The following is a 19058-nucleotide window of genomic DNA, read 5'->3' on the forward strand; positions in this document are numbered from 1 at the left end:
ATGTAAGCGGCTCGAGAGCCGCTCACAACACCTTATTCAGCCGCCGCAGCAGCGACCTTCAGCGAGCCGCCTGCTTTTTCGACAGCTTCAACAGCCGACTTCGAAGCGCCGGTGACTTCGATGTTCAGAGCGGTGGTGATTTCACCCTTCGCCAGAACACGGATGCCGTCCAGTGCGCGACGAACCAGACCCGAAGCGACCAGAACTTCTTCGGTCACGGGCTGAGCTGCGTCGATCTTGCCAGCTTCAACGAATTTCTGGATCAGGCCCAGGTTAACAACAGCGAATGCCTTGCGGTTCGGCTTCGAGAAGCCACGCTTGGGAAGACGCTGGTACAGGGGCATCTGGCCGCCTTCGTAGCCGTTGATGGCCACACCCGAACGCGACTTCTGACCTTTGATACCACGGCCAGCAGTTTTACCTTTGCCCGAGCCGGGGCCGCGTGCAACGCGCTTTTTCTTAGGTGCTGCGCCCGGATTGTCGCGAAGTTCGTGCAGTTTCATGTCGCTTCTCCTTTGCCGGATGTGCCCCCCAGCGACGGGATGGGACAAACACGGCATAAACAAAAATAAAGGCGGCCCTGAATCAGGGCCACCCGCGGCGTTTACACGCCCTTTGTGCAATGATCAACTGGTTTACTTGTGGCAGTGGACCTGGCCGGTCTTCTTCTCCATGTGGCAGCATTCGCCCGGAGGAGAGGATTTGCGGCACCCTCCCCCGTGGTTCAGGGTCTGGGTGTCCGGCGCCGGTTTGCGGTTTGGTGTCGCGCTCCACGCTTGTTGGGCCAATGCCAGCCCCAAGAGCGTGAGAATCAGAATAACTTTAGACATAATGTGTCCCCTTGGAATGAGGGGACACTTAGAGCCGATGCGACACGCAACCAAGTAAGGTTAACGTGTCTCAGGCGTGATCGGCGCCGCCGTACCAGTCGCCCATGCGCACCTCGGCTTTGTCACCCACAAGCTCGGCGAATTTACCAAGATCCGAGAATGTCTTGTCCTTGTTGCGGTAGTGGTAGGGATAGACGACCGCGGGGGCAAAGGCGGCAACACCCTCGGCGGCTTGTTCGACCCCCATGGTAAAGGGCAGGTTCATGCAGACGAACGCCAGATCGATGTCCTTGAGGCCCTTCATCGCGTCGGTCACTTCGGTATCACCGGACAGATAGATGCGGAAATCGCCCATCGTCAGGACATAACCATTGTCGCGCCCCTCCGGGTGAAAGTTCGCACGCTCGGGTGTGGTGTTGTGGGCGGGAATCGCGTCGATGGTGATTCCGTTAAATTCTGTCTGGTCCCCGTTCGCGACCGAAGAGGCTTTGGCCTTCAGCATATCATCGAGTTTATCGTAAACGGCAGGGTTGGTGATCAGGACGGTTTTGTCCGCCACCAGCGCGGCCAGCGTTTCGGGTGCAAAGTGGTCGCCGTGCTCGTGGGTCAGCAGAATCAGGTCCGGCTTGGGGAAATTGCTGTACTGCGCCGCGTCGCCAACGGGATCGACATAGATCACACCAGCGGGGGTCTCCATCACGATCGAGGCGTGCTCGATGGGATGAATGGTCAGGGTCCCCTGCCCCGTTTCGAAACTGTTCGCGCCGTGCGCAGCAGCGTTGGCCGTGAATGGCATGATGGCGATGACTCCTGCACTTGCGGCGGTGGCCATGAAGGTTCTTCTGGAAAGGGTCATACTAGCGTCCTCCTGTTTGTTCGAGGAGATAGCGCGGTACCCATCCGGACAATTCACGAAACCGTTAAAAGGAAACGCCCTCCGGCGGGCGGGCCGGAGGGCGTTTGTGCGTGACTCGTTAACCAAAACACGAGCACTAGGGAAAGTTTTGACCCGCGCTTCAGGCACCCAAGGAGGAGGAGAGGTGCCGGATCAGGGAGGAGGAGTTGCGCAGGTCTAACCTTGAATTAGATCTTGGCCGCTTCCTGAGCTGCCAGAGTGCGGATGTCGGTGCGCGCGATGCCGATGTCGCTGAGTTCGCGGTCGGTCAGAACAGCCAGCTCGTTGTAGCAACGGTTGTAGGCGGCGCGGCGTGCGAGGGTGGTTTTCACTGCCTCGATTGCGACATTGAAACGCTCTGCGAATTGGAAGCCGGCGCGGGAGGGTGCGTGTACAAATGCCATCTTAATCATCCTTGGGTAGGTGCGGGGCGTATTCCCCAGCGGTTCAGTCTGTTGTTCGTTTCGTCTTTGGACATCTCATATGTATCGCAGCGTGATGGCGCTAACAAATTCCTGTTCGGTCGACCCGTTATGCACTTGCAGCATGACTAGCCACCCGTAAGGCGTTTCCTGCGCATGTCACGCAAAGCGGCCATGCAAATGGCGCACAAATCCATGAAAATCAGTGGGTTTTGCATACTGCGGCATGCCGAAACGGCCGATCAGGTTAGGCATGATTGCCGCCCAAGCCGATTCCCGCGCCCACAGGGGAATCAGAAATGCTGCGCCTGCAAAGCAAAACGCCCCGCAGTTTCCTGCGGGGCGCTTGCTGTCAATTGAAGGGGGCTATTAGCCGCGCTCTTCGATGATCTCGACCAGGTGCGGGATCTTGTTGACCATGCCGCGGATCGAGGGGGTGTCCTCGAGCTCACGGGTTTTGTGCATCTTGTTCAGACCCAGACCGATCAGGATCTGGCGCTGAACTGCGGGGCGGCGGATCGGGCTACCGATCTGCTTTACAACGATGGTCTTCGCCATGGTTCCGTCTCCTTACGCTTCTGCCGATGCGTCTGCTTCCGCAGCCGCGCCGTCATACTTGTGCAGGATGTCTGCAACCTTTTTGCCACGACGCTGTGCCACCTGACGGGGCGACGCTTCGAGGCTCAGAGCGTCGAGAGTTGCGCGGATCATGTTGTAGGGGTTCTGCGAGCCGATCGACTTCGCAACAACGTCCTGAACACCCAGCATCTCGAACACAGCGCGCATCGGACCACCCGCGATGATACCGGTACCCTGGGGGGCGGTACGCATCACTACGCGGCCTGCACCGTGACGACCTTCGATGTCGTGGTGAAGGGTACGACCTTCACGCAGCGGCACGCGGATCATCTTGCGCTTTGCTTGCTCAGTGGCCTTGCGGATCGCCTCGGGTACTTCTTTCGCTTTACCCTTGCCGAAGCCTACGCGGCCTTTCTGGTCGCCGACAACCACCAGAGCAGCGAAGCCAAAGCGCTTACCACCCTTAACGGTTTTCGACACACGGTTGATCGCCACCAGACGATCGGCGAATTCCGGAGCTTCCTCGCGCTCGGCGCGGCGGTCCCGGCGGTTTTCACGTTCTGCCATATCGTCTTCTCCTTAGAACTTCAGTCCGCCCTCACGGGCGGCATCGGCCAGCGCCTTGATGGTGCCATGGAAGAGGTAGCCACCACGATCGAAGTAGCATTCTTCCACGCCAGCGGCTTTCGCACGCTCGGCGAGTAGGGCACCAACCTTGGCGGCGGCTTCCTGGTTGTTCTTGCCTACGAGACCCAGATCTTTTTCCAGGCTCGAAGCGGCGGCGATGGTGCGGCCCTGAAGGTCGTCGATCAGCTGAACGCTGATGTTCTTGTTCGAGCGATACACCGAGAGGCGGGCACGGCCATTGGCCATTTTCCGCAGTTTGTTCCGAACGCGCTGTTGACGCTTCAGAAACAGGGTACGTTTGCTGTTTGCCATCTATCGCGTCCTTACTTCTTCTTGCCTTCCTTCTGGAAGATGTACTCGCCACGGTACCGGATACCCTTGCCCTTGTAGGGTTCGGGACGGCGCCAGTCGCGAATCTTCGCAGCGGTTTCACCAACGAGCTGGGCATCAATGCCTTCCAGCACGATTTCGGTCGGCTTCGGAGTGGTCACAGTCACGCCAGCAGGGATCGCGAAATCAACGTCGTGCGAGTAGCCGAGGTTGAGTTTCACAACGTTGCCTGCAACGGCAGCGCGATAACCCACACCAACGATGTCCAGCTCTTTTTTGAAGCCAGCAGTCACGCCAGTGATCAGGTTCGCGATCATCGAGCGGCTCATGCCCCACTGTTGACGCGCGCGCTTCGACGAACCGCGGGGATCAACTTTGACACTGTTGCCGTCGATGGTGATGGTCACATCATCGGTAGCGGTGAAGCTCAGGGTGCCCTTGGGGCCCTTTACTTCGATGGTCTGGCCCGAAAGCGACGCCGAAACGCCGGAGGGCAGCTCGACCGGTTTTTTACCAATACGAGACATTACGAGACCTCCTTAGAATACGGTGCAGAGCACTTCGCCGCCAACATTGGCGTGACGTGCAGCTGCATCCGACATTACGCCCTTCGGAGTCGAAACGATCGAGACGCCAAGGCCCTGACGGACTTCGGGGATCTCTTGCGCGCCCATGTAGACGCGACGACCGGGCTTCGACACACGCTTGATCTCGCGGATCACAGGAGCGCCTTCGTAGTACTTCAGAGAAATTTCGATGGCCGCGTGGCCGTTCTCGTCAGTGGTTTTCTCGTAGCCACGGATGTAGCCTTCATCCAGAAGGACATCCAGAACCCAAGCGCGCAGCTTCGAAGCCGGGGTCGACACAGTCGACTTGCCGCGCATCTGAGCGTTGCGGATCCGGGTGAGCATATCGCCGAGAGGATCGTTCATCTTATATCTCCTCTTACCAGCTCGACTTCACCAGGCCGGGGGCCTGACCGTTGGAGCCCAGTTCGCGCAGCATAATACGGCTAACCTTGAGCTTACGGTAGTAAGCGTGGGGACGGCCGGTCAGCTGGCAGCGGTTGTGCAGGCGGGTTGCCGAGCTGTTGCGCGGCAGTTTCGCAAGCGCCATGCGAGCTTTGAAACGCTCTTCCATGGACTTGCTTTCGTCATTCGCGATCTCTTTGAGAGCGGCGCGCTTGGCTGCGTATTTCGCGACCAGGCGTTCACGCTTCTTCTCGCGTTCGATCATTGCTTTTTTAGCCATGTCTTACCCTTTCGCGATTACGCAGTGAACGGCATGTTGAAGTGCTTGAGCAGCGCCTTCGCTTCACCGTCGGTTTTCGCAGTGGTGCAGATGATGATGTCCATACCCCAAACTTCGTCTACTTTGTCGAAGTCGATTTCGGGGAAGACGATGTGTTCCTTGAGGCCCATGGCGAAGTTGCCACGACCGTCAAACGACGGCTTCACACCACGGAAGTCGCGGATGCGGGGCATCGCGATGGTGATCAGACGGTCCAGGAATTCATACATCCGGTCGCCACGCAGGGTGACTTTGGTGCCCAGGGGCATGCCTTCACGGACGCGGAAGCCTGCGATCGACTTCTTCGCCTTGGTGATGACTGCCAGCTGACCTGCGATCTTCGACAGATCTTCCTGAGCCGACTTGGCTTTCTTGGAATCACGAACCGATTCCGCACCGGCGCCGATGTTCAGAACGATTTTGTCCAGCTTGGGGAGCATCATCTCGTTCTTGTAGCCGAACTCTTCCATCAGAGCGGCTTTGATCGACTCGCGGTACTGTACCTTGAGACGCGGGGTGTAGTTTGCGGTATCAAGCATCGATCACTTCCCCCGATTTCTTGGCAAAACGGACCTTCTTGTCGCCTTCCATACGGAAGCCAACGCGGGTTGCACCACCAAGCTTGGGGTCAACGATCGCGAGGTTCGACAGCTCGATCGGCAGCGACTTGGGCAGACGGCCGCCCTGGCTGTTCTGGGTCTGGCGGGTATGACGGATGGCCATGTTGACGCCTTCGACAATGGCTTTGCCCGCTTTGGGGTCTACCGAAGTGATGGTGCCTTCTTTGCCCTTGTCCTTACCGGCAAGAACGATGACCTTGTCACCTTTACGGAGTTTGGCAGCCATTACAGCACCTCCGGGGCGAGCGAGATGATCTTCATGAAGTTTTTGGCGCGCAGTTCGCGAACGACCGGGCCAAAAATACGGGTGCCAACAGGCTCGCCCGCGTTGTTGAGGATCACCGCAGCGTTGCGGTCAAAACGGATGGCGGTGCCATCTTCACGACGTACTTCCTTGGCGGTACGAACGACGACTGCCTTACGGACGTCACCTTTCTTAACGCGGCCGCGCGGGATCGCTTCTTTGACGGATACGACGATGATATCGCCGACCGAAGCGTACTTGCGCTTGGAACCACCGAGGACCTTGATGCACTGAACTCGGCGTGCGCCCGAGTTATCAGCGACATCCAGATTGGTCTGCATCTGGATCATTTGGTTTCTCCGGACCTTTGGGGAGGCTTAGGGGCCTGAACCCCCAGGGTTTCTCTCAGCTGAGAGCTCAAGCTTTCGCCAGAACTTCCCAACGCTTGGTTTTCGAGTAAGGCGCGCATTCGATGATGCGGACGGTGTCGCCTACTTTGAAGGCGTTGTCTGCGTCGTGTGCGCGGTACTTCTTCGACTTCTTGATGGTCTTCTTAAGCACGGGGTGCTTAAAACGACGCTCTACGCGAACGGTAACAGTCTGCTCGTTCGCGTCGCTGGTTACGGTGCCTTGCAGGATACGTTTGGGCATTCTTCAGAGCTCCGCTTATTCAGCAGCCGCTTGCGCGGCCTTTTCGTTGAGGATGGTCAGAACACGAGCGGTGTCGCGCTTAACCTGACGCATACGTGCGGTGTTTTCGATTTGGCCGGTGGCCTGCTGGAAACGCAGGTTGAAGGCTTCTTTCTTAAGAGCCACCAGATCCTCGCGGAGCTGGTCGGGCGTCTTGCCACGCAGTTCTTGGGCGTTCATTCGCCTTATCCTTTTCAACATCACCGGCGGGCCCTTTTGGGTAACCCGTGATCCGGTGGAGGTTCGTTTAGGGAACACTTATCCTGCGCACAAAGCGCAAGGATGCGTCCCATTACATGAAGCTTTTATGGAGGGCAACCGATTCCTACCGAAAATCCCAATTTTTCCTGAGGGCTCCGGCCTGTCGGACCCATCGCTGCGCAGGGTCTGACCTATGTCAATTGTGATGCGCTTGTAACCGCGTATGGAGCCCTTGCACAAGGCGCAGAATGGGCGCAGGACAAGGGAACACCATCCGCCGTGCCCCCTGCCCCAGCGCCTGCCAGCACGCATTTACCGGAGAGACCCCATGGCAACCATTTCTTCCCTGTTCGTCACGCGCCTCTATCAGGCCAAGCTGAACGAGTACGGCCCCGAGGTAGACACCGAGGAACTCGAGAACTCCTGCGTTTCGATCGCCGAGGATGACGATGCCGGCCTCGAGTGGTGCGAGCAGAACGGCTATCCGGGTTACACCAGCTATGCCTCGCTGACGGACCTGCCGTGGCGCTTCCCCGTGTTCGCCCAAGTGGTCGAGGCGCTGGACCAGCACGTCGCCGCCTTTGCCAAGGATCTGGAGTTTGACCTGGCCGACAAGAAGCTGGTTCTCGAGGATATCTGGATCAACATCCTGCCCGAGGGCGGCATCCACACCTCGCACATCCATCCCCACTCGGTGATCAGCGGCACCACCTATGTCTACATGCCCGAAGGCGCCCGCGCGATCAAATACGAGGACCCGCGCCACGCGATGATGATGGCCTCTCCTGTCCGCCAGAAGGGCTGCCGCGAAGAGCTGAAGGCCTTTGTCTACCGCGCCCCCGAGGTTGGAGACGTGCTTCTCTGGGAAAGCTGGCTGCGCCACGAAGTGCCCATGAACATGGCCGAGGATGACCGCATCTCGGTGAGCTTCAACTACAAGTGGGAATAAGGCGCCCCACCCCGACACCCGATCAGGCCGATGCATCCGCGTCGGCCTTTTTCTTTCGCGGCGGCCCATTCGGGCCCAAGCCAAAGAAAAACCCCCGCCACATCGCTGTGACGGGGGCTTTATTCAAGCGTGAGGCATGCTCACGACCCGATTACCAGTCCTCGCGGACGACAACGCGGGTCTTGATCGGCAGCTTCATCGCAGCAAGGCGCAGTGCCTCTTTTGCGATGTCTTCGTCCACACCGTCGATCTCGAACATGATACGGCCGGGTTTGACCTTGGCGACCCAACGATCAACCGAACCCTTACCTTTACCCATACGAACTTCGATGGGCTTTGCGGTTACGGGCATATCCGGGAAGATACGGATCCAGACGCGACCCTGACGCTTCATGTGACGGGTCATCGCACGACGCGCAGCTTCGATCTGACGAGCAGTGATACGCTCCGGCTCAGTGGCCTTCAGGCCATAGGTGCCGAAGTTCAGGTCCGAACCGCCTTTTGCTTCGCCGTGGATACGGCCTTTGTGCATCTTGCGGAATTTAGTACGCTTAGGCTGAAGCATTCTTCATCCCTCCTTTAGCGACGGCCGCCAGCACCACGGGGTGCGGGACCATCCTGGAGTTCCTGAGCCTTGCGATCGCGCGCCTGGGGATCATGTTCCATGATGTCACCTTTGTAGATGAACACCTTGATACCGATGATACCATAGGGAGTCGACGCTTCGGCGGTTGCATAGTCGATGTCAGCGCGCAGGGTGTGCAGCGGCACGCGGCCTTCGCGGTACCATTCGGTACGTGCGATTTCAGCGCCACCCAGACGGCCCGCGATGTTCACGCGGATACCGCCAGCGCCCATGCGCATTGCGTTCTGTACCGCACGCTTCAGAGCGCGACGGAACGAAACGCGGCGCTCGAGCTGCTGAGCGATCGACTCTGCGACCAGCTGAGCGTCCAGCTCGGGCTTGCGGACTTCGACGATGTTCAGGTGCAGTTCGCTGTCGGTCATTGCCGCCAGTTTCTTGCGCAGAACTTCGATGTCAGCACCTTTTTTGCCGATGATCACGCCGGGACGAGCGGTGTGAATGGTCACGCGGCATTTCTTGTGCGGACGTTCGATGATCACGCGAGCGATGCCCGCCTGCTTGCACTCTTTCTTGATGAATTCGCGGATGCGGATGTCTTCAAGAAGGAGGTTACCGTAGTCTTTCGACTCTGCGAACCAGCGGCTGTCCCAGGTGCGGTTCACCTGAACGCGCATACCGATCGGGTTGGTTTTGTTACCCATTAGGCTTGCTCCTCGACCTGGCGGACCTTGATGGTGATCTCCGAGAACGGCTTCATGATCTTGCCGAAGCGACCACGGGCACGGGGACGACCGCGCTTCATGACCAGGTTCTTACCAACGTAAGCTTCTGCAACGATCAGCTCGTCAACATCGAGACCATGGTTGTTCTCGGCGTTGGCGATTGCCGACTGAAGGCATTTCTTCACGTCAACAGCTACGCGCTTGTTCGAGAAGGTCAGATCGGTCAGAGCCTTTTCTACCTTCTTACCGCGGATCAGCTGAGCAACGAGGTTCAGCTTCTGCGGGCTGGTGCGAAGCATGCGCAGTTTTGCCATTGCTTCGTTGTCCGCCACGCGACGGGGGTTCTTTTCCTTACCCATGGCTTACTTCCGCTTCGCTTTTTTGTCAGCCGCGTGACCGTAGTAGGTACGGGTCGGCGAATATTCACCGAACTTCTGGCCGATCATGTCTTCGGTAACCAGCACGGGAACGTGCTTCTGGCCGTTGTAGACGCCGAAAGTCAGGCCCACGAACTGGGGCAGGATTGTCGAGCGACGCGACCAGATTTTGATAACATCGTTGAGGCGGCCCGAGTCGCGAGCTGCCGCAGCCTTCTTGAGGACGTAAGCGTCAACAAAAGGGCCTTTCCATACAGAGCGTGCCATAGATTAGCGACCCTTCTTCTTGGCGTGACGCGAGCGCAGGATGAGCTTCTGCGACGCCTTGTTCTTGTTGCGGGTACGCGCACCTTTGGTCGGCTTACCCCAAGGAGTAACGGGGTGACGGCCACCCGAGGTACGACCTTCACCACCACCATGGGGGTGGTCGATCGGGTTCATAACCACGCCGCGAACACTCGGGCGGATGCCCTTGTGGCGGTTACGGCCTGCTTTACCGATGTTCTGGTTGCTGTTGTCGGGGTTCGACACGGCGCCAACGGTTGCCATGCATTCCTGACGAACCATGCGCAGTTCGCCCGACGACAGGCGGATCTGTGCGTAGCCGCCGTCACGACCAACGAACTGAGCGTATGCGCCAGCTGCGCGGGCCATCTGACCGCCTTTGCCGGGCTTCAGTTCGATGTTGTGAACGATGGTACCGATGGGCATACCCGAGAAGGGCATTGCGTTACCGGGCTTAATGTCGGCCTTAGCCGATGCGATCACCTGGTCGCCAACGCTGAGACGCTGGGGGGCGATGATGTAAGCCTGTTCGCCGTCTTCATAGCGGATGAGCGCGATGAATGCGGTGCGGTTGGGGTCATATTCGATACGTTCTACGGTCGCAGCGATATCAAACTTACGACGCTTGAAATCGACGATACGATAGAGACGCTTTGCCCCGCCGCCCTTGCGGCGCATGGTGATCCGTCCGGTGTTGTTCCGGCCGCCGTTTTTGGTGAGACCCTCGGTGAGAGCCTTAACGGGGCGACCTTTCCAAAGCTCCGAACGGTCGATCAGAACCAGCCCGCGCTGGCCAGGCGTTGTCGGTTTATACGACTTGAGTGCCATGGTTACTGTCTTCCGTTTGCTTTGTGGTCCCCACCATGGGGACCCTTTCACATAAATCACAGGCCCCAGAACGAATCTGGGGCCGTGAGATTGGAGCGGGGTACCAGATAAAACAAAGGGCGTCCATACGCCGTGATGCCTTTTATTTATGGCGACATCAGACCGCCCATTCCGTCTGGTACAAACAAAAAGGCCCCCGTCGAAACGGGGGCCTTTCTGCTAAACATTTCAACCGATTAGAGACCGGTCGACACGTCGATAGTGTTACCTGCTTCCAGAGTAACGTACGCTTTTTTGACGTCCTTGCGGCGACCAGCAATGCCTTTGAAGCGCTTGGTCTTACCCTTGGTGACGGTGGTGTTAACAGCCTTCACCTTTACACCAAAGAGAGCTTCAACAGCTTCTTTGATCGAGGGTTTGTTCGCGTCGATCGCTACTTCGAAAACGACGGCGTTGTTTTCCGACGCCATGGTGGTTTTCTCGGTGATGATCGGCTTGCGGATCACGTCGTAGTATTCGGGTTTCGCGTTCATTTCAGGCGAGCCTCCAGTGCTTCGACACCTGCTTTGGTGAGCACCAGGGTGTCACGCTTCAGGATGTCATAGACGTTTGCGCCCATCGACGGCAGAATATCGAGACCCTCGATGTTCTTTGCTGCCAGTGCGAAGCCTTCGTTGACTGCGGCGCCATCGATGATCAGAGCGCGCTTCCAGCCCAGGTTCTTCACCTGCTTGGCCAGAACTGCGGTCTTACCTGCGGACTCAGCCGACTCGATGATGACCAGCTCACCAGCCTTTGCTTTCGCGCTCAGCGCGTGCATCAGGCCCAGTTTGCGGAACTTCTTGGGCAGGTCGTGCTCGTGGCTACGAGGGGTCGGGCCCTTGTAAACACCACCCTTACGGAAGGTCGGCGCCTTGCGGGAACCGTGACGTGCGCCACCGGTGCCTTTCTGGCGGTAGATCTTCTTGGTCGAGTAGCTGACTTCCGACTTGGTCTTGACCTTGTGGGTACCCTGCTGAGCACGGGCACGCTGCCAGCGAACGACGCGGTGCAGAATGTCGGCGCGGGGGTCCAGACCGAAGATCGCTTCGTCCAGATCCAGAGTGCCTACGTTGCCTGCATCGAGGTTGATCACATCAATTTTCATGCTTCACCCCCTTCCGAAGCTTCAACAGCAGGAGCTGCTTCGGCTGCGGCGGATTTCAGAGCTGCCGGGAACGGAACACCCTCGGGCAGTTTCTTCTTCACGGCGTCCTTAACGGTGACCCAGCCACCTTTGGAGCCGGGAACAGCGCCCTTCACCATGATCAGACCACGGCCTGCATCGGTGCGGACAACTTCCAGGTTCTGAGTGGTAACGCGGACGGCACCCATGTGGCCTGCCATCTTCTTACCCTTGAAAACCTTGCCCGGGCCCTGACACTGACCGGTCGAACCGTGCGAACGGTGGCTGATCGACACACCGTGCGATGCGCGAAGACCGCCGAAGTTGTGGCGCTTCATGGCACCGGCGAAACCTTTACCGATCGAGGTGCCCGATACGTCGACCTTCTGGCCGGCGATGAAGTGCTCTGCCGAAATCTCGGCGCCCACTTCGATCAGGTTCTCTTCGGTCACGCGGAATTCGCAAACCTTGCGCTTGGGCGCAACGTTGGCAGCCGCAAAGTGGCCACGCATTGCCTGGCTGGTGCGCTTTGCTTTCGCAATGCCTGCACCCAGCTGAACAGCGGTGTAGCCGTCACGGTCGGTGGTGCGCTGAGCAACAACCTGCAGGCTTTCCAGCTGCAGAACGGTCACGGGGATCTGCTTGCCGTCTTCCATGAAGAGACGGGTCATGCCGACCTTTTTAGCGATAATACCAGAACGCATAATCGCCCCCTTATACCTTGATCTCGACGTCAACGCCTGCTGCCAGGTCGAGCTTCATCAGCGCGTCCACGGTCTGCGGGGTCGGATCGACGATGTCGAGAAGACGCTTGTGAGTGCGAATCTCGAACTGGTCACGGGATTTCTTGTTCACGTGGGGGCCACGCAGAACGGTGAATTTTTCGATCTTGTTCGGCAGCGGAATCGGACCACGCACTTGGGCGCCGGTACGTTTCGCGGTGTTTACGATTTCCTGGGTGCTGGCGTCCAGCACGCGGTAATCAAACGCCTTGAGCCGAATGCGAATGTTTTGGCCTTGCATAGATAGAAGCCTTTCGCGGCGTTGGAGTTGATAGGAGGAAACGGAGGCTCATTCCCCCGGCCCTCTTCGAACCCGATAGTCTGGGTCTAACGACTATACAGAGGCGCACCCCATAGAGGGTGCGCCGCCGTTTGACAAGTCAGTTTTTTCGATTACTCGACGATTTTGGCAACGACGCCCGAACCAACGGTACGGCCACCTTCGCGGATCGCGAAGCGCAGACCTTCTTCCATTGCGATCGGAGCGATCAGCTCTACGGCAAAGCGCAGGTTGTCGCCGGGCATAACCATCTCGGTGCCCTCGGGCAGTACGACGGTACCGGTCACGTCAGTGGTACGGAAGTAGAACTGCGGACGGTAGTTCGCGAAGAACGGAGTGTGACGGCCGCCTTCTTCTTTGGTCAGAATGTAGACTTCCGACTCGAACTTGGTGTGCGGCTGAACCGAACCGGGCTTACACAGAACCTGGCCACGCTCAACGCCTTCACGGTCAACACCGCGCAGCAGGGCGCCGATGTTGTCGCCTGCCTCACCACGGTCCAGCAGCTTGCGGAACATTTCCACACCGGTGCAGGTGGTGGTTTTGGTGTCGCGGATACCAACGATCTCGATCGAGTCGCCAACGTTGATCACGCCACGCTCAACACGGCCAGTCACAACGGTACCACGGCCCGAGATCGAGAACACGTCTTCGATCGGCATCAGGAAGGGCTGGTCGATCGCACGAGCAGGGGTCGGGATGTATTCGTCAACAGCTGCCAGCAGTTCACGGATCTTGTTCTCGCCGATCTCGGGATCACGGCCTTCCATTGCGGCCAGAGCCGAACCTGCAACGATCGGAATATCGTCGCCGGGGAAGTCGTAGCTGGACAGCAGTTCGCGAACTTCCATCTCAACCAGCTCGAGCAGCTCTTCGTCGTCAACCTGGTCAACTTTGTTCAGGAACACGACCAGCGCGGGAACGCCAACCTGACGCGCCAGCAGGATGTGCTCGCGGGTCTGGGGCATCGGGCCGTCTGCTGCGTTCACAACCAGAATGCCGCCGTCCATCTGCGCAGCACCGGTGATCATGTTCTTCACATAGTCAGCGTGGCCGGGGCAGTCGACGTGTGCGTAGTGACGTGCTTCGGTCTCGTACTCGACGTGTGCGGTCGAGATGGTGATGCCGCGAGCTTTCTCTTCGGGCGCGCCGTCGATCTGGTCGTACGCTTTGAAGTCACCGAAGTACTTGGTGATCGCTGCAGTCAGAGTGGTCTTACCGTGGTCAACGTGACCAATGGTGCCGATGTTTACGTGCGGTTTGTTCCGCGCAAACTTTTCCTTTGCCATGATGGCCTCCTATCAGTTCCGGAGCAGCGTCAAAGACGCTGTAGATTTTCTGTGGGAAAGGCGGGCAATGCCCGCCAGACCGTTATGCGTATTTCTTCTGGATCTCTTCCGACAGGTTCTGCGGAACCGGATCGTAGTGATCGAACTGCATGGTGAACTGGGCACGGCCCGACGACATCGAACGCAGGTTGTTGATGTAGCCGAACATGTTGGCCAGCGGAACGTACGCGTTGATTGCAACGGCGTTACCGCGGGACTCCTGGCCGGTCACCTGGCCGCGACGCGAGGTCAGGTCGCCGATGATGCCGCCGGTGTACTCCTCGGGAGTAACAACTTCGACCTTCATCACGGGCTCGAGCAGTTTTGCACCTGCTTTACGGAGACCTTCGCGCATTGCAGCACGAGCAGCGATTTCGAACGCCAGAACGCTCGAGTCAACGTCGTGGTAAGCACCGTCGATCAGCTTCACTTTGAAGTCGATTACGGGGAAGCCAGCCAGCGGGCCGCTATCCATAACCGAGGTGATGCCTTTTTCAACGCCAGGGATGTATTCCTTGGGAACCGAACCACCAACGATCGCCGATTCAAAGCTGTAGCCTTCGCCTGCTTCGGTCGGAGTGATGACCATTTTAACGCGCGCGAACTGACCCGAACCACCCGACTGTTTCTTGTGGGTGTAGTCGATTTCAGCTTCGTGCGAGATGGTCTCGCGGTAGGCCACCTGGGGTGCACCGATGTTTGCTTCAACCTTGAATTCGCGACGCAGACGGTCAACCAGAATGTCGAGGTGAAGTTCGCCCATGCCCTTCATGATGGTCTGGCCCGACTCGATGTCGGTTTCGACGCGGAAGGACGGGTCTTCGGCTGCCAGACGCTGCAGGCCTGCCGACATCTTCTCCTGGTCACCCTTGGTCTTGGGTTCAATCGCGATCTCGATCACGGGGGTCGGGAAGGTCATGGTTTCGAGAACCACGGGATCTTTGGGATCACACAGGGTATCACCGGTGGTGGTGTCTTTCAGACCACCCAGCGCGATGATGTCGCCTGCAAACGCTTCCTCGATTTCCTCACGGTTGTTCGAGTGCATCATCATCATACGACCGACGCGCTCTTTCTTGCCTTTGGTCGAGTTCAGCAGCGAGTCGCCCTTCGACAGGGTGCCCGAGTAAACGCGAACGAAGGTCAGCGAGCCAACGAAGGGGTCGTTCATGATTTTGAACGCCAGACCCGAGAAAGCCATTTCGTCATCTGCACGACGTGCAATGTTACGAACTTCTTCTTCGTCACCGGGTTTGAAGCCCATGTAGTCGACTACGTCCAGCGGGCTGGGAAGGAAGTCGATCACAGCGTTCAGCAGGGGCTGAACAGCTTTGTTTTTGAATGCCGAACCACCCAGAACCGGAACGAACGACATCGACAGGGTGCCCTTGCGGAGCAGCTTGCGGAGGGTCGCAACGTCGGGCTCTTCGCCTTCGAGGTAAGCTTCCATCGCGTCGTCGTCCATTTCGACGGCCGCTTCGATCATCTTACCGCGCCATTCGTCGGCCATGTCCTGCAGGTCGGGACGGATGTCTTCCAGAACCCAGCTTGCGCCGAGGTCGTCACCCTTCCAGAGCCATTCTTTCATCAGGACGAGGTCAAGCAGACCTTCCAGAGCCGATTCTGCGCCGATCGGAATAGCAACCGGAACAGCGCGCGCGCCGGTACGGTCTTCGATCATGCGAACGCAGTTGAAGAAGTCTGCGCCGATCTTGTCCATCTTGTTGACGAACACGATACGCGGAACCTTGTAGCGGTCAGCCTGACGCCACACGGTTTCGGTCTGGGGTTCTACGCCGGCGTTTGCGTCGAGAACGCAAACTGCACCGTCGAGAACAGCGAGCGAACGCTCCACCTCGATGGTAAAGTCAACGTGACCGGGAGTGTCGATGATGTTGAAGCGGTGCTTCGGGGTCTGAGCGGTTTCGCCGTCTTCGGTGCGTTCCCAGAAAGTGGTGGTCGCTGCCGAAGTGATGGTGATACCGCGCTCTTGCTCCTGCTCCATCCAGTCCATGGTCGCTGCGCCATCGTGCACTTCGCCGATGTTGTGCGACTTACCGGTGTAGTACAGGATGCGCTCCGACGTGGTGGTTTTACCAGCGTCGATGTGCGCCATGATCCCGAAGTTACGGTACAGGTCGAGGGAATATTCGCGTGCCATTGGTCAGGTCCTAGGCTTGAGTTACCAGCGGTAGTGGCTGAATGCCTTGTTGGCTTCTGCCATCTTGTGGGTGTCTTCGCGCTTCTTGACCGCGGTGCCACGGCTGTTGACAGCGTCCATCAGCTCGCCGGCAAGGCGCTCTTCCATGGTGTTCTCGTTGCGTGCGCGAGCAGCGTTGATCAGCCAACGGATGGCCAGAGCTTCGCGGCGCTCGGGGCGCACTTCACAAGGAACCTGGTAGGTTGCACCACCAACGCGGCGCGAACGGACTTCGACCGACGGTTTGATGTTGTCGAGAGCTTCGTGGAAGATTTCGACGGGTGCGCGCTTGGCTTTTGCTTCAACGCGGTCGAGCGCGTTGTAAACGATTTTTTCGGCGGCAAACTTCTTGCCGTCGATCATCAGGTTGTTCATGAACTTGGTCAGAACGCGATCGCCAAATTTGGCGTCAGGCAGAACTTCGCGCTTTTCAGCGGCGTGACGACGAGACATTCTCTAATTCCCTTATTTCGGACGCTTCGCGCCGTACTTCGAGCGACGCTGCTTACGGTCTTTAACGCCCTGGGTATCCAGAACACCGCGCAGGATGTGGTAACGCACACCGGGAAGGTCTTTTACACGACCGCCGCGGATCAGGACAACCGAGTGTTCCTGCAGGTTGTGCTTTTCACCCGGAATGTAGCTGATCACCTCAAAGCCATTGGTAAGACGCACTTTGGCAACCTTACGCATAGCCGAGTTCGGCTTCTTCGGAGTGGTGGTATAGACGCGAGTGCAGACGCCACGCTTTTGCGGGCACGACTGCAGGTGCATCGACTTCTGAGATCTGACTTTGGGCTGCCGCGGCTTGCGGATCAGCTGTTGGATCGTTGGCATTCCGGTTCTTTCCCCGTGTTGCAACACATGTTCATTTTCAATCGCGCCCTACGCCCTTCGCAAAACGCAAAAACCGCATACGCCCCCCGAATTCAGGGAACGACGCGGTGGGTATCCAGAGGATCGGGCGGGTTAACGCCGGATCTTGACCGCTACAGTTCTGATGGAGGCCGCGGACGCACCCCGGCCATGAGTGCGCGCTACTTAGAGGGAGTCGGCCAAGTTGTCAACATCCCAGCTTTTTGCGCGCAGGACATAGCCGCCATCGGGTTTCCATGCGGTCTAAATCGAGGCCGAACCTGTCCTCTATCTTGACGGGAATGTCAAACGGATCGATGCGGAATTTCTGCAATTTGCGCTTTTCCACCGAACTATCGTTATCATCGTGGGCCCCACGAATGAACATGGGCTGGTCCACGCTGGAAATCACCGGAAGGCGCTGCCACAGACGCAAATGCCGCGTATCCAGCAGACTTTTGGGGTGATCGGGGCGATTCACCATTACCAGGGCCGGTGTCCACAAGCGCGCAAGCACCGGCAGGATATCCAATTCCCGCCGCTTGGCATAAAGAACAAAGCCCATCGCGAAGTCCAGCGCGGCCCTTTCCTCGGGCGAGGCCGCGGCCAAAGCGGTAACCGCAGGGGCCATCGCGCGGATCGTCGCAACGAAATGCAAGGCCACCGCATCGTCGTCATCCAGCCGGAATTCAGCGACCCAATCGGCACTTTGATCCCGCGCATCCACCATGAGTCGGCGGCACAGGTCTGCGTGATTCTGCCCCTCTGGCTCGAACCGCAGATCGAACTGAGGGCAGCCTGCCACCGCCGCCTCGAGCCGCTGACGGTAGTGCGTGGGCAACTGGTCCCCGGCCAACACCACCACGCGGAAATCCTTGTCCGTCTGCGCCCGGATCGTCGGCACCACCAGCTCTTCAAAGAAGTAGAACCGCCCCTCCATTCGATCCTCGGCGTAAAGATAGGCCCGCAGTGCCGCCTCGTCCGCGTGATCCTTCTGGAAGGCCTCGAGGTTAGAGGGATAGGAAAACCGGCACAGGCCGAGGATCTGTAGCCGCATCAGCGCCCTCCCCTCGCGAGGTTACGTTTGTAAAGCTTTCGGCCCAGAGTGGCCTCACGGTACAACATGTAAATCCCGCTACCGACGATGATGGCGCTGCCGAGCAAGGTCAGCGGCTGCGGCCAGTCGCCAAAGACCAGCCACCCCAGGATCAGCGCCCAAATCAGCCCCGTATACCGGAACGGCGCCACAAAAGAGATATCGCCCACGCGCATCACCATCACACTGAAAGCATACCCCGCCACGATACACGTCGTGGCCGTCAGCAGAATGGCAAAATCCCTAAATTCCATCGGACTCCATTCAGCCGAAGCCTGAAGAACTCCGAAGAACGCCATCACACCGCCTGCCGAGGTCACCGTCACGGTCATCGACGGAACCGCCGAGCTGATCATGCGGGTCGCAAGGTCCCGAAGCGTCACGCAGAGGACCGACAGCAGGGCATAGACCGAGTAGATGTTGAACCCCTCGGTCCCCGGCCTGACGATCAGCAGCACCCCTAGGAAGCCCACCACGATGGTCAGCCCCCGACGCCAGCCAAAGGGCATTCCCATAAACAGCGCCGCCCCCAGCGTCACCGTCAAAGGCAAGGCTTGCAGGATCGCGGTCGCGTTCGCGATGGGCATGTTGAACAAAGCTGTCAGATAGAAATAGGCGGCGCTCGCCTCACCCACGGCACGCAGGCAAACCCACAAGAGGTCACGGCGGGACATGGTGAACTTCAGCGCCTTCATCCCGCAGGCCATCAGCGCCAGAGCACCGGTCGCCAGCACACCGCGGATAAAAAGCAGCTGGAACAACGGGAGTTCGCCCGCCAGAGCCTTGAGCGCGGTGTCGTTCAGCGTAAAGGCCGCCATCGCGGCCATCATCAGACCCGCACCACGCATGTTGTCGGAAATCATTTCAGGCCCCTGCC

31 protein-coding genes are annotated in these 19058 nt (G+C 58.4%); 1 reads left to right on the forward strand and 30 read right to left on the reverse strand.

Features of this window, described 5'->3' with window-relative positions:
* Window positions 1-32: 32 nt before the first annotated feature.
* The 15 genes from rplO to rpmC all read right to left on the reverse strand — a co-directional run bounded on the left by rplO (window position 33) and on the right by rpmC (window position 6707).
* Window positions 33-503 (reverse strand): 50S ribosomal protein L15, encoded by a 471-nt coding sequence (rplO, locus tag HJ536_RS01005; protein ID WP_176852870.1) that lies wholly within the window; start codon window positions 501-503, stop codon window positions 33-35.
* Between the two features lie 132 nt (window positions 504-635).
* Entirely contained in the window at window positions 636-830 is a 195-nt protein-coding gene (locus tag HJ536_RS01010) for a hypothetical protein (protein ID WP_176852211.1), read from the reverse strand.
* Between the two features lie 70 nt (window positions 831-900).
* Window positions 901-1686, reverse strand: coding sequence for an MBL fold metallo-hydrolase (locus tag HJ536_RS01015; protein ID WP_177156386.1), 786 nt, complete (start codon window positions 1684-1686; stop codon window positions 901-903).
* A gap of 227 nt (window positions 1687-1913) precedes the next feature.
* Window positions 1914-2129: a DUF1127 domain-containing protein gene (locus HJ536_RS01020; RefSeq protein ID WP_176852868.1), complete on the reverse strand. Its 216-nt coding sequence runs from the start codon at window positions 2127-2129 to the stop codon at window positions 1914-1916.
* Between the two features lie 387 nt (window positions 2130-2516).
* Complete coding sequence (gene rpmD, locus HJ536_RS01025) at window positions 2517-2705, reverse strand: 50S ribosomal protein L30 (protein WP_176852867.1); 189 nt, start codon at window positions 2703-2705, stop codon at window positions 2517-2519.
* Window positions 2706-2717: 12 nt separating this feature from the next.
* The gene (rpsE, locus tag HJ536_RS01030; protein ID WP_176852866.1) at window positions 2718-3293 is read right to left on the reverse strand and encodes a 30S ribosomal protein S5; all 576 of its coding nucleotides are present in this window, start codon (window positions 3291-3293) and stop codon (window positions 2718-2720) included.
* A 12-nt stretch (window positions 3294-3305) separates the two neighbouring features.
* Window positions 3306-3665, reverse strand: a complete 360-nt coding sequence (gene rplR / locus HJ536_RS01035) for a 50S ribosomal protein L18 (protein ID WP_176852865.1) — start codon at window positions 3663-3665, stop codon at window positions 3306-3308.
* A gap of 11 nt (window positions 3666-3676) precedes the next feature.
* On the reverse strand, window positions 3677-4210 hold the full coding sequence (gene rplF, locus HJ536_RS01040) for a 50S ribosomal protein L6 (RefSeq protein ID WP_177156387.1): 534 nt from the start codon (window positions 4208-4210) through the stop codon (window positions 3677-3679).
* A 12-nt stretch (window positions 4211-4222) separates the two neighbouring features.
* Window positions 4223-4615, reverse strand: coding sequence for a 30S ribosomal protein S8 (rpsH, locus tag HJ536_RS01045; RefSeq protein WP_176852863.1), 393 nt, complete (start codon window positions 4613-4615; stop codon window positions 4223-4225).
* Window positions 4616-4628: 13 nt separating this feature from the next.
* On the reverse strand, window positions 4629-4934 hold the full coding sequence (gene rpsN, locus HJ536_RS01050) for a 30S ribosomal protein S14 (protein WP_176852862.1): 306 nt from the start codon (window positions 4932-4934) through the stop codon (window positions 4629-4631).
* A gap of 17 nt (window positions 4935-4951) precedes the next feature.
* Window positions 4952-5512, reverse strand: a complete 561-nt coding sequence (gene rplE / locus HJ536_RS01055) for a 50S ribosomal protein L5 (protein ID WP_176852861.1) — start codon at window positions 5510-5512, stop codon at window positions 4952-4954.
* Window positions 5505-5819 (reverse strand): 50S ribosomal protein L24, encoded by a 315-nt coding sequence (gene rplX, locus HJ536_RS01060; protein ID WP_177156388.1) that lies wholly within the window; start codon window positions 5817-5819, stop codon window positions 5505-5507. The genes rplE and rplX overlap by 8 nt, the downstream gene beginning before the upstream one ends.
* Window positions 5819-6187, reverse strand: a complete 369-nt coding sequence (gene rplN / locus HJ536_RS01065) for a 50S ribosomal protein L14 (RefSeq protein WP_007427594.1) — start codon at window positions 6185-6187, stop codon at window positions 5819-5821. The genes rplX and rplN overlap by 1 nt, the downstream gene beginning before the upstream one ends.
* Before the next feature lie 67 nt (window positions 6188-6254).
* Complete coding sequence (gene rpsQ, locus HJ536_RS01070; protein WP_176852859.1) at window positions 6255-6488, reverse strand: 30S ribosomal protein S17; 234 nt, start codon at window positions 6486-6488, stop codon at window positions 6255-6257.
* A 15-nt stretch (window positions 6489-6503) separates the two neighbouring features.
* Window positions 6504-6707: a 50S ribosomal protein L29 gene (gene rpmC / locus HJ536_RS01075; RefSeq protein ID WP_176852858.1), complete on the reverse strand. Its 204-nt coding sequence runs from the start codon at window positions 6705-6707 to the stop codon at window positions 6504-6506.
* Between the two features lie 349 nt (window positions 6708-7056).
* Between rpmC and HJ536_RS01080 the strand changes: the two genes are divergently transcribed.
* Window positions 7057-7677, forward strand: a complete 621-nt coding sequence (locus tag HJ536_RS01080) for a TIGR02466 family protein (protein WP_176852857.1) — start codon at window positions 7057-7059, stop codon at window positions 7675-7677.
* 151 nt (window positions 7678-7828) lie between these two features.
* On the opposite strand, the gene rplP is transcribed toward HJ536_RS01080, so the two are convergent.
* The 15 genes from rplP to HJ536_RS01155 form a co-directional block, all read right to left on the reverse strand.
* Window positions 7829-8242 (reverse strand): 50S ribosomal protein L16, encoded by a 414-nt coding sequence (gene rplP / locus HJ536_RS01085; RefSeq protein ID WP_176852856.1) that lies wholly within the window; start codon window positions 8240-8242, stop codon window positions 7829-7831.
* Between the two features lie 14 nt (window positions 8243-8256).
* The gene (gene rpsC, locus HJ536_RS01090) at window positions 8257-8964 is read right to left on the reverse strand and encodes a 30S ribosomal protein S3 (RefSeq protein WP_176852855.1); all 708 of its coding nucleotides are present in this window, start codon (window positions 8962-8964) and stop codon (window positions 8257-8259) included.
* Window positions 8964-9344 carry a 50S ribosomal protein L22 gene (gene rplV / locus HJ536_RS01095; protein WP_176852854.1) on the reverse strand — a complete coding sequence of 127 codons (381 nt, stop codon included), beginning with the start codon at window positions 9342-9344 and terminating at the stop codon, window positions 8964-8966. The genes rpsC and rplV overlap by 1 nt, the downstream gene beginning before the upstream one ends.
* A gap of 3 nt (window positions 9345-9347) precedes the next feature.
* The gene (gene rpsS / locus HJ536_RS01100) at window positions 9348-9629 is read right to left on the reverse strand and encodes a 30S ribosomal protein S19 (protein ID WP_176852853.1); all 282 of its coding nucleotides are present in this window, start codon (window positions 9627-9629) and stop codon (window positions 9348-9350) included.
* A 3-nt stretch (window positions 9630-9632) separates the two neighbouring features.
* On the reverse strand, window positions 9633-10475 hold the full coding sequence (rplB, locus tag HJ536_RS01105) for a 50S ribosomal protein L2 (RefSeq protein ID WP_176852852.1): 843 nt from the start codon (window positions 10473-10475) through the stop codon (window positions 9633-9635).
* Window positions 10476-10711: 236 nt separating this feature from the next.
* Entirely contained in the window at window positions 10712-11008 is a 297-nt protein-coding gene (locus HJ536_RS01110; protein WP_176852851.1) for a 50S ribosomal protein L23, read from the reverse strand.
* Window positions 11005-11622: a 50S ribosomal protein L4 gene (rplD, locus tag HJ536_RS01115; protein WP_176852850.1), complete on the reverse strand. Its 618-nt coding sequence runs from the start codon at window positions 11620-11622 to the stop codon at window positions 11005-11007. The genes HJ536_RS01110 and rplD overlap by 4 nt, the downstream gene beginning before the upstream one ends.
* Entirely contained in the window at window positions 11619-12344 is a 726-nt protein-coding gene (gene rplC / locus HJ536_RS01120) for a 50S ribosomal protein L3 (protein ID WP_177156389.1), read from the reverse strand. Before rplC ends, rplD begins: the two co-directional genes overlap by 4 nt.
* Window positions 12345-12354: 10 nt before the next feature.
* A complete protein-coding gene (gene rpsJ, locus HJ536_RS01125) occupies window positions 12355-12663 on the reverse strand; it encodes a 30S ribosomal protein S10 (RefSeq protein ID WP_106262707.1) in 309 nt (102 codons plus the stop codon).
* A 152-nt stretch (window positions 12664-12815) separates the two neighbouring features.
* A complete protein-coding gene (gene tuf / locus HJ536_RS01130) occupies window positions 12816-13991 on the reverse strand; it encodes an elongation factor Tu (protein WP_176852834.1) in 1176 nt (391 codons plus the stop codon).
* An 82-nt stretch (window positions 13992-14073) separates the two neighbouring features.
* Complete coding sequence (gene fusA, locus HJ536_RS01135; RefSeq protein ID WP_177156390.1) at window positions 14074-16191, reverse strand: elongation factor G; 2118 nt, start codon at window positions 16189-16191, stop codon at window positions 14074-14076.
* A gap of 21 nt (window positions 16192-16212) precedes the next feature.
* Window positions 16213-16683 (reverse strand): 30S ribosomal protein S7, encoded by a 471-nt coding sequence (rpsG, locus tag HJ536_RS01140; RefSeq protein ID WP_176852847.1) that lies wholly within the window; start codon window positions 16681-16683, stop codon window positions 16213-16215.
* A gap of 12 nt (window positions 16684-16695) precedes the next feature.
* Window positions 16696-17067: a 30S ribosomal protein S12 gene (gene rpsL, locus HJ536_RS01145; protein WP_106262703.1), complete on the reverse strand. Its 372-nt coding sequence runs from the start codon at window positions 17065-17067 to the stop codon at window positions 16696-16698.
* Window positions 17068-17293: 226 nt separating this feature from the next.
* Window positions 17294-18142, reverse strand: a complete 849-nt coding sequence (locus HJ536_RS01150; RefSeq protein WP_177156391.1) for a glycosyltransferase — start codon at window positions 18140-18142, stop codon at window positions 17294-17296.
* Window positions 18142-19044 carry a DMT family transporter gene (locus HJ536_RS01155; protein WP_177156392.1) on the reverse strand — a complete coding sequence of 301 codons (903 nt, stop codon included), beginning with the start codon at window positions 19042-19044 and terminating at the stop codon, window positions 18142-18144. The genes HJ536_RS01150 and HJ536_RS01155 overlap by 1 nt, the downstream gene beginning before the upstream one ends.
* Window positions 19045-19058 lie beyond the last annotated feature (14 nt).

Origin of the sequence: Donghicola mangrovi, from assembly GCF_013377535.1 — a bacterium.
Classification (GTDB): Bacteria; Pseudomonadota; Alphaproteobacteria; order Rhodobacterales; family Rhodobacteraceae; genus Donghicola; species Donghicola mangrovi.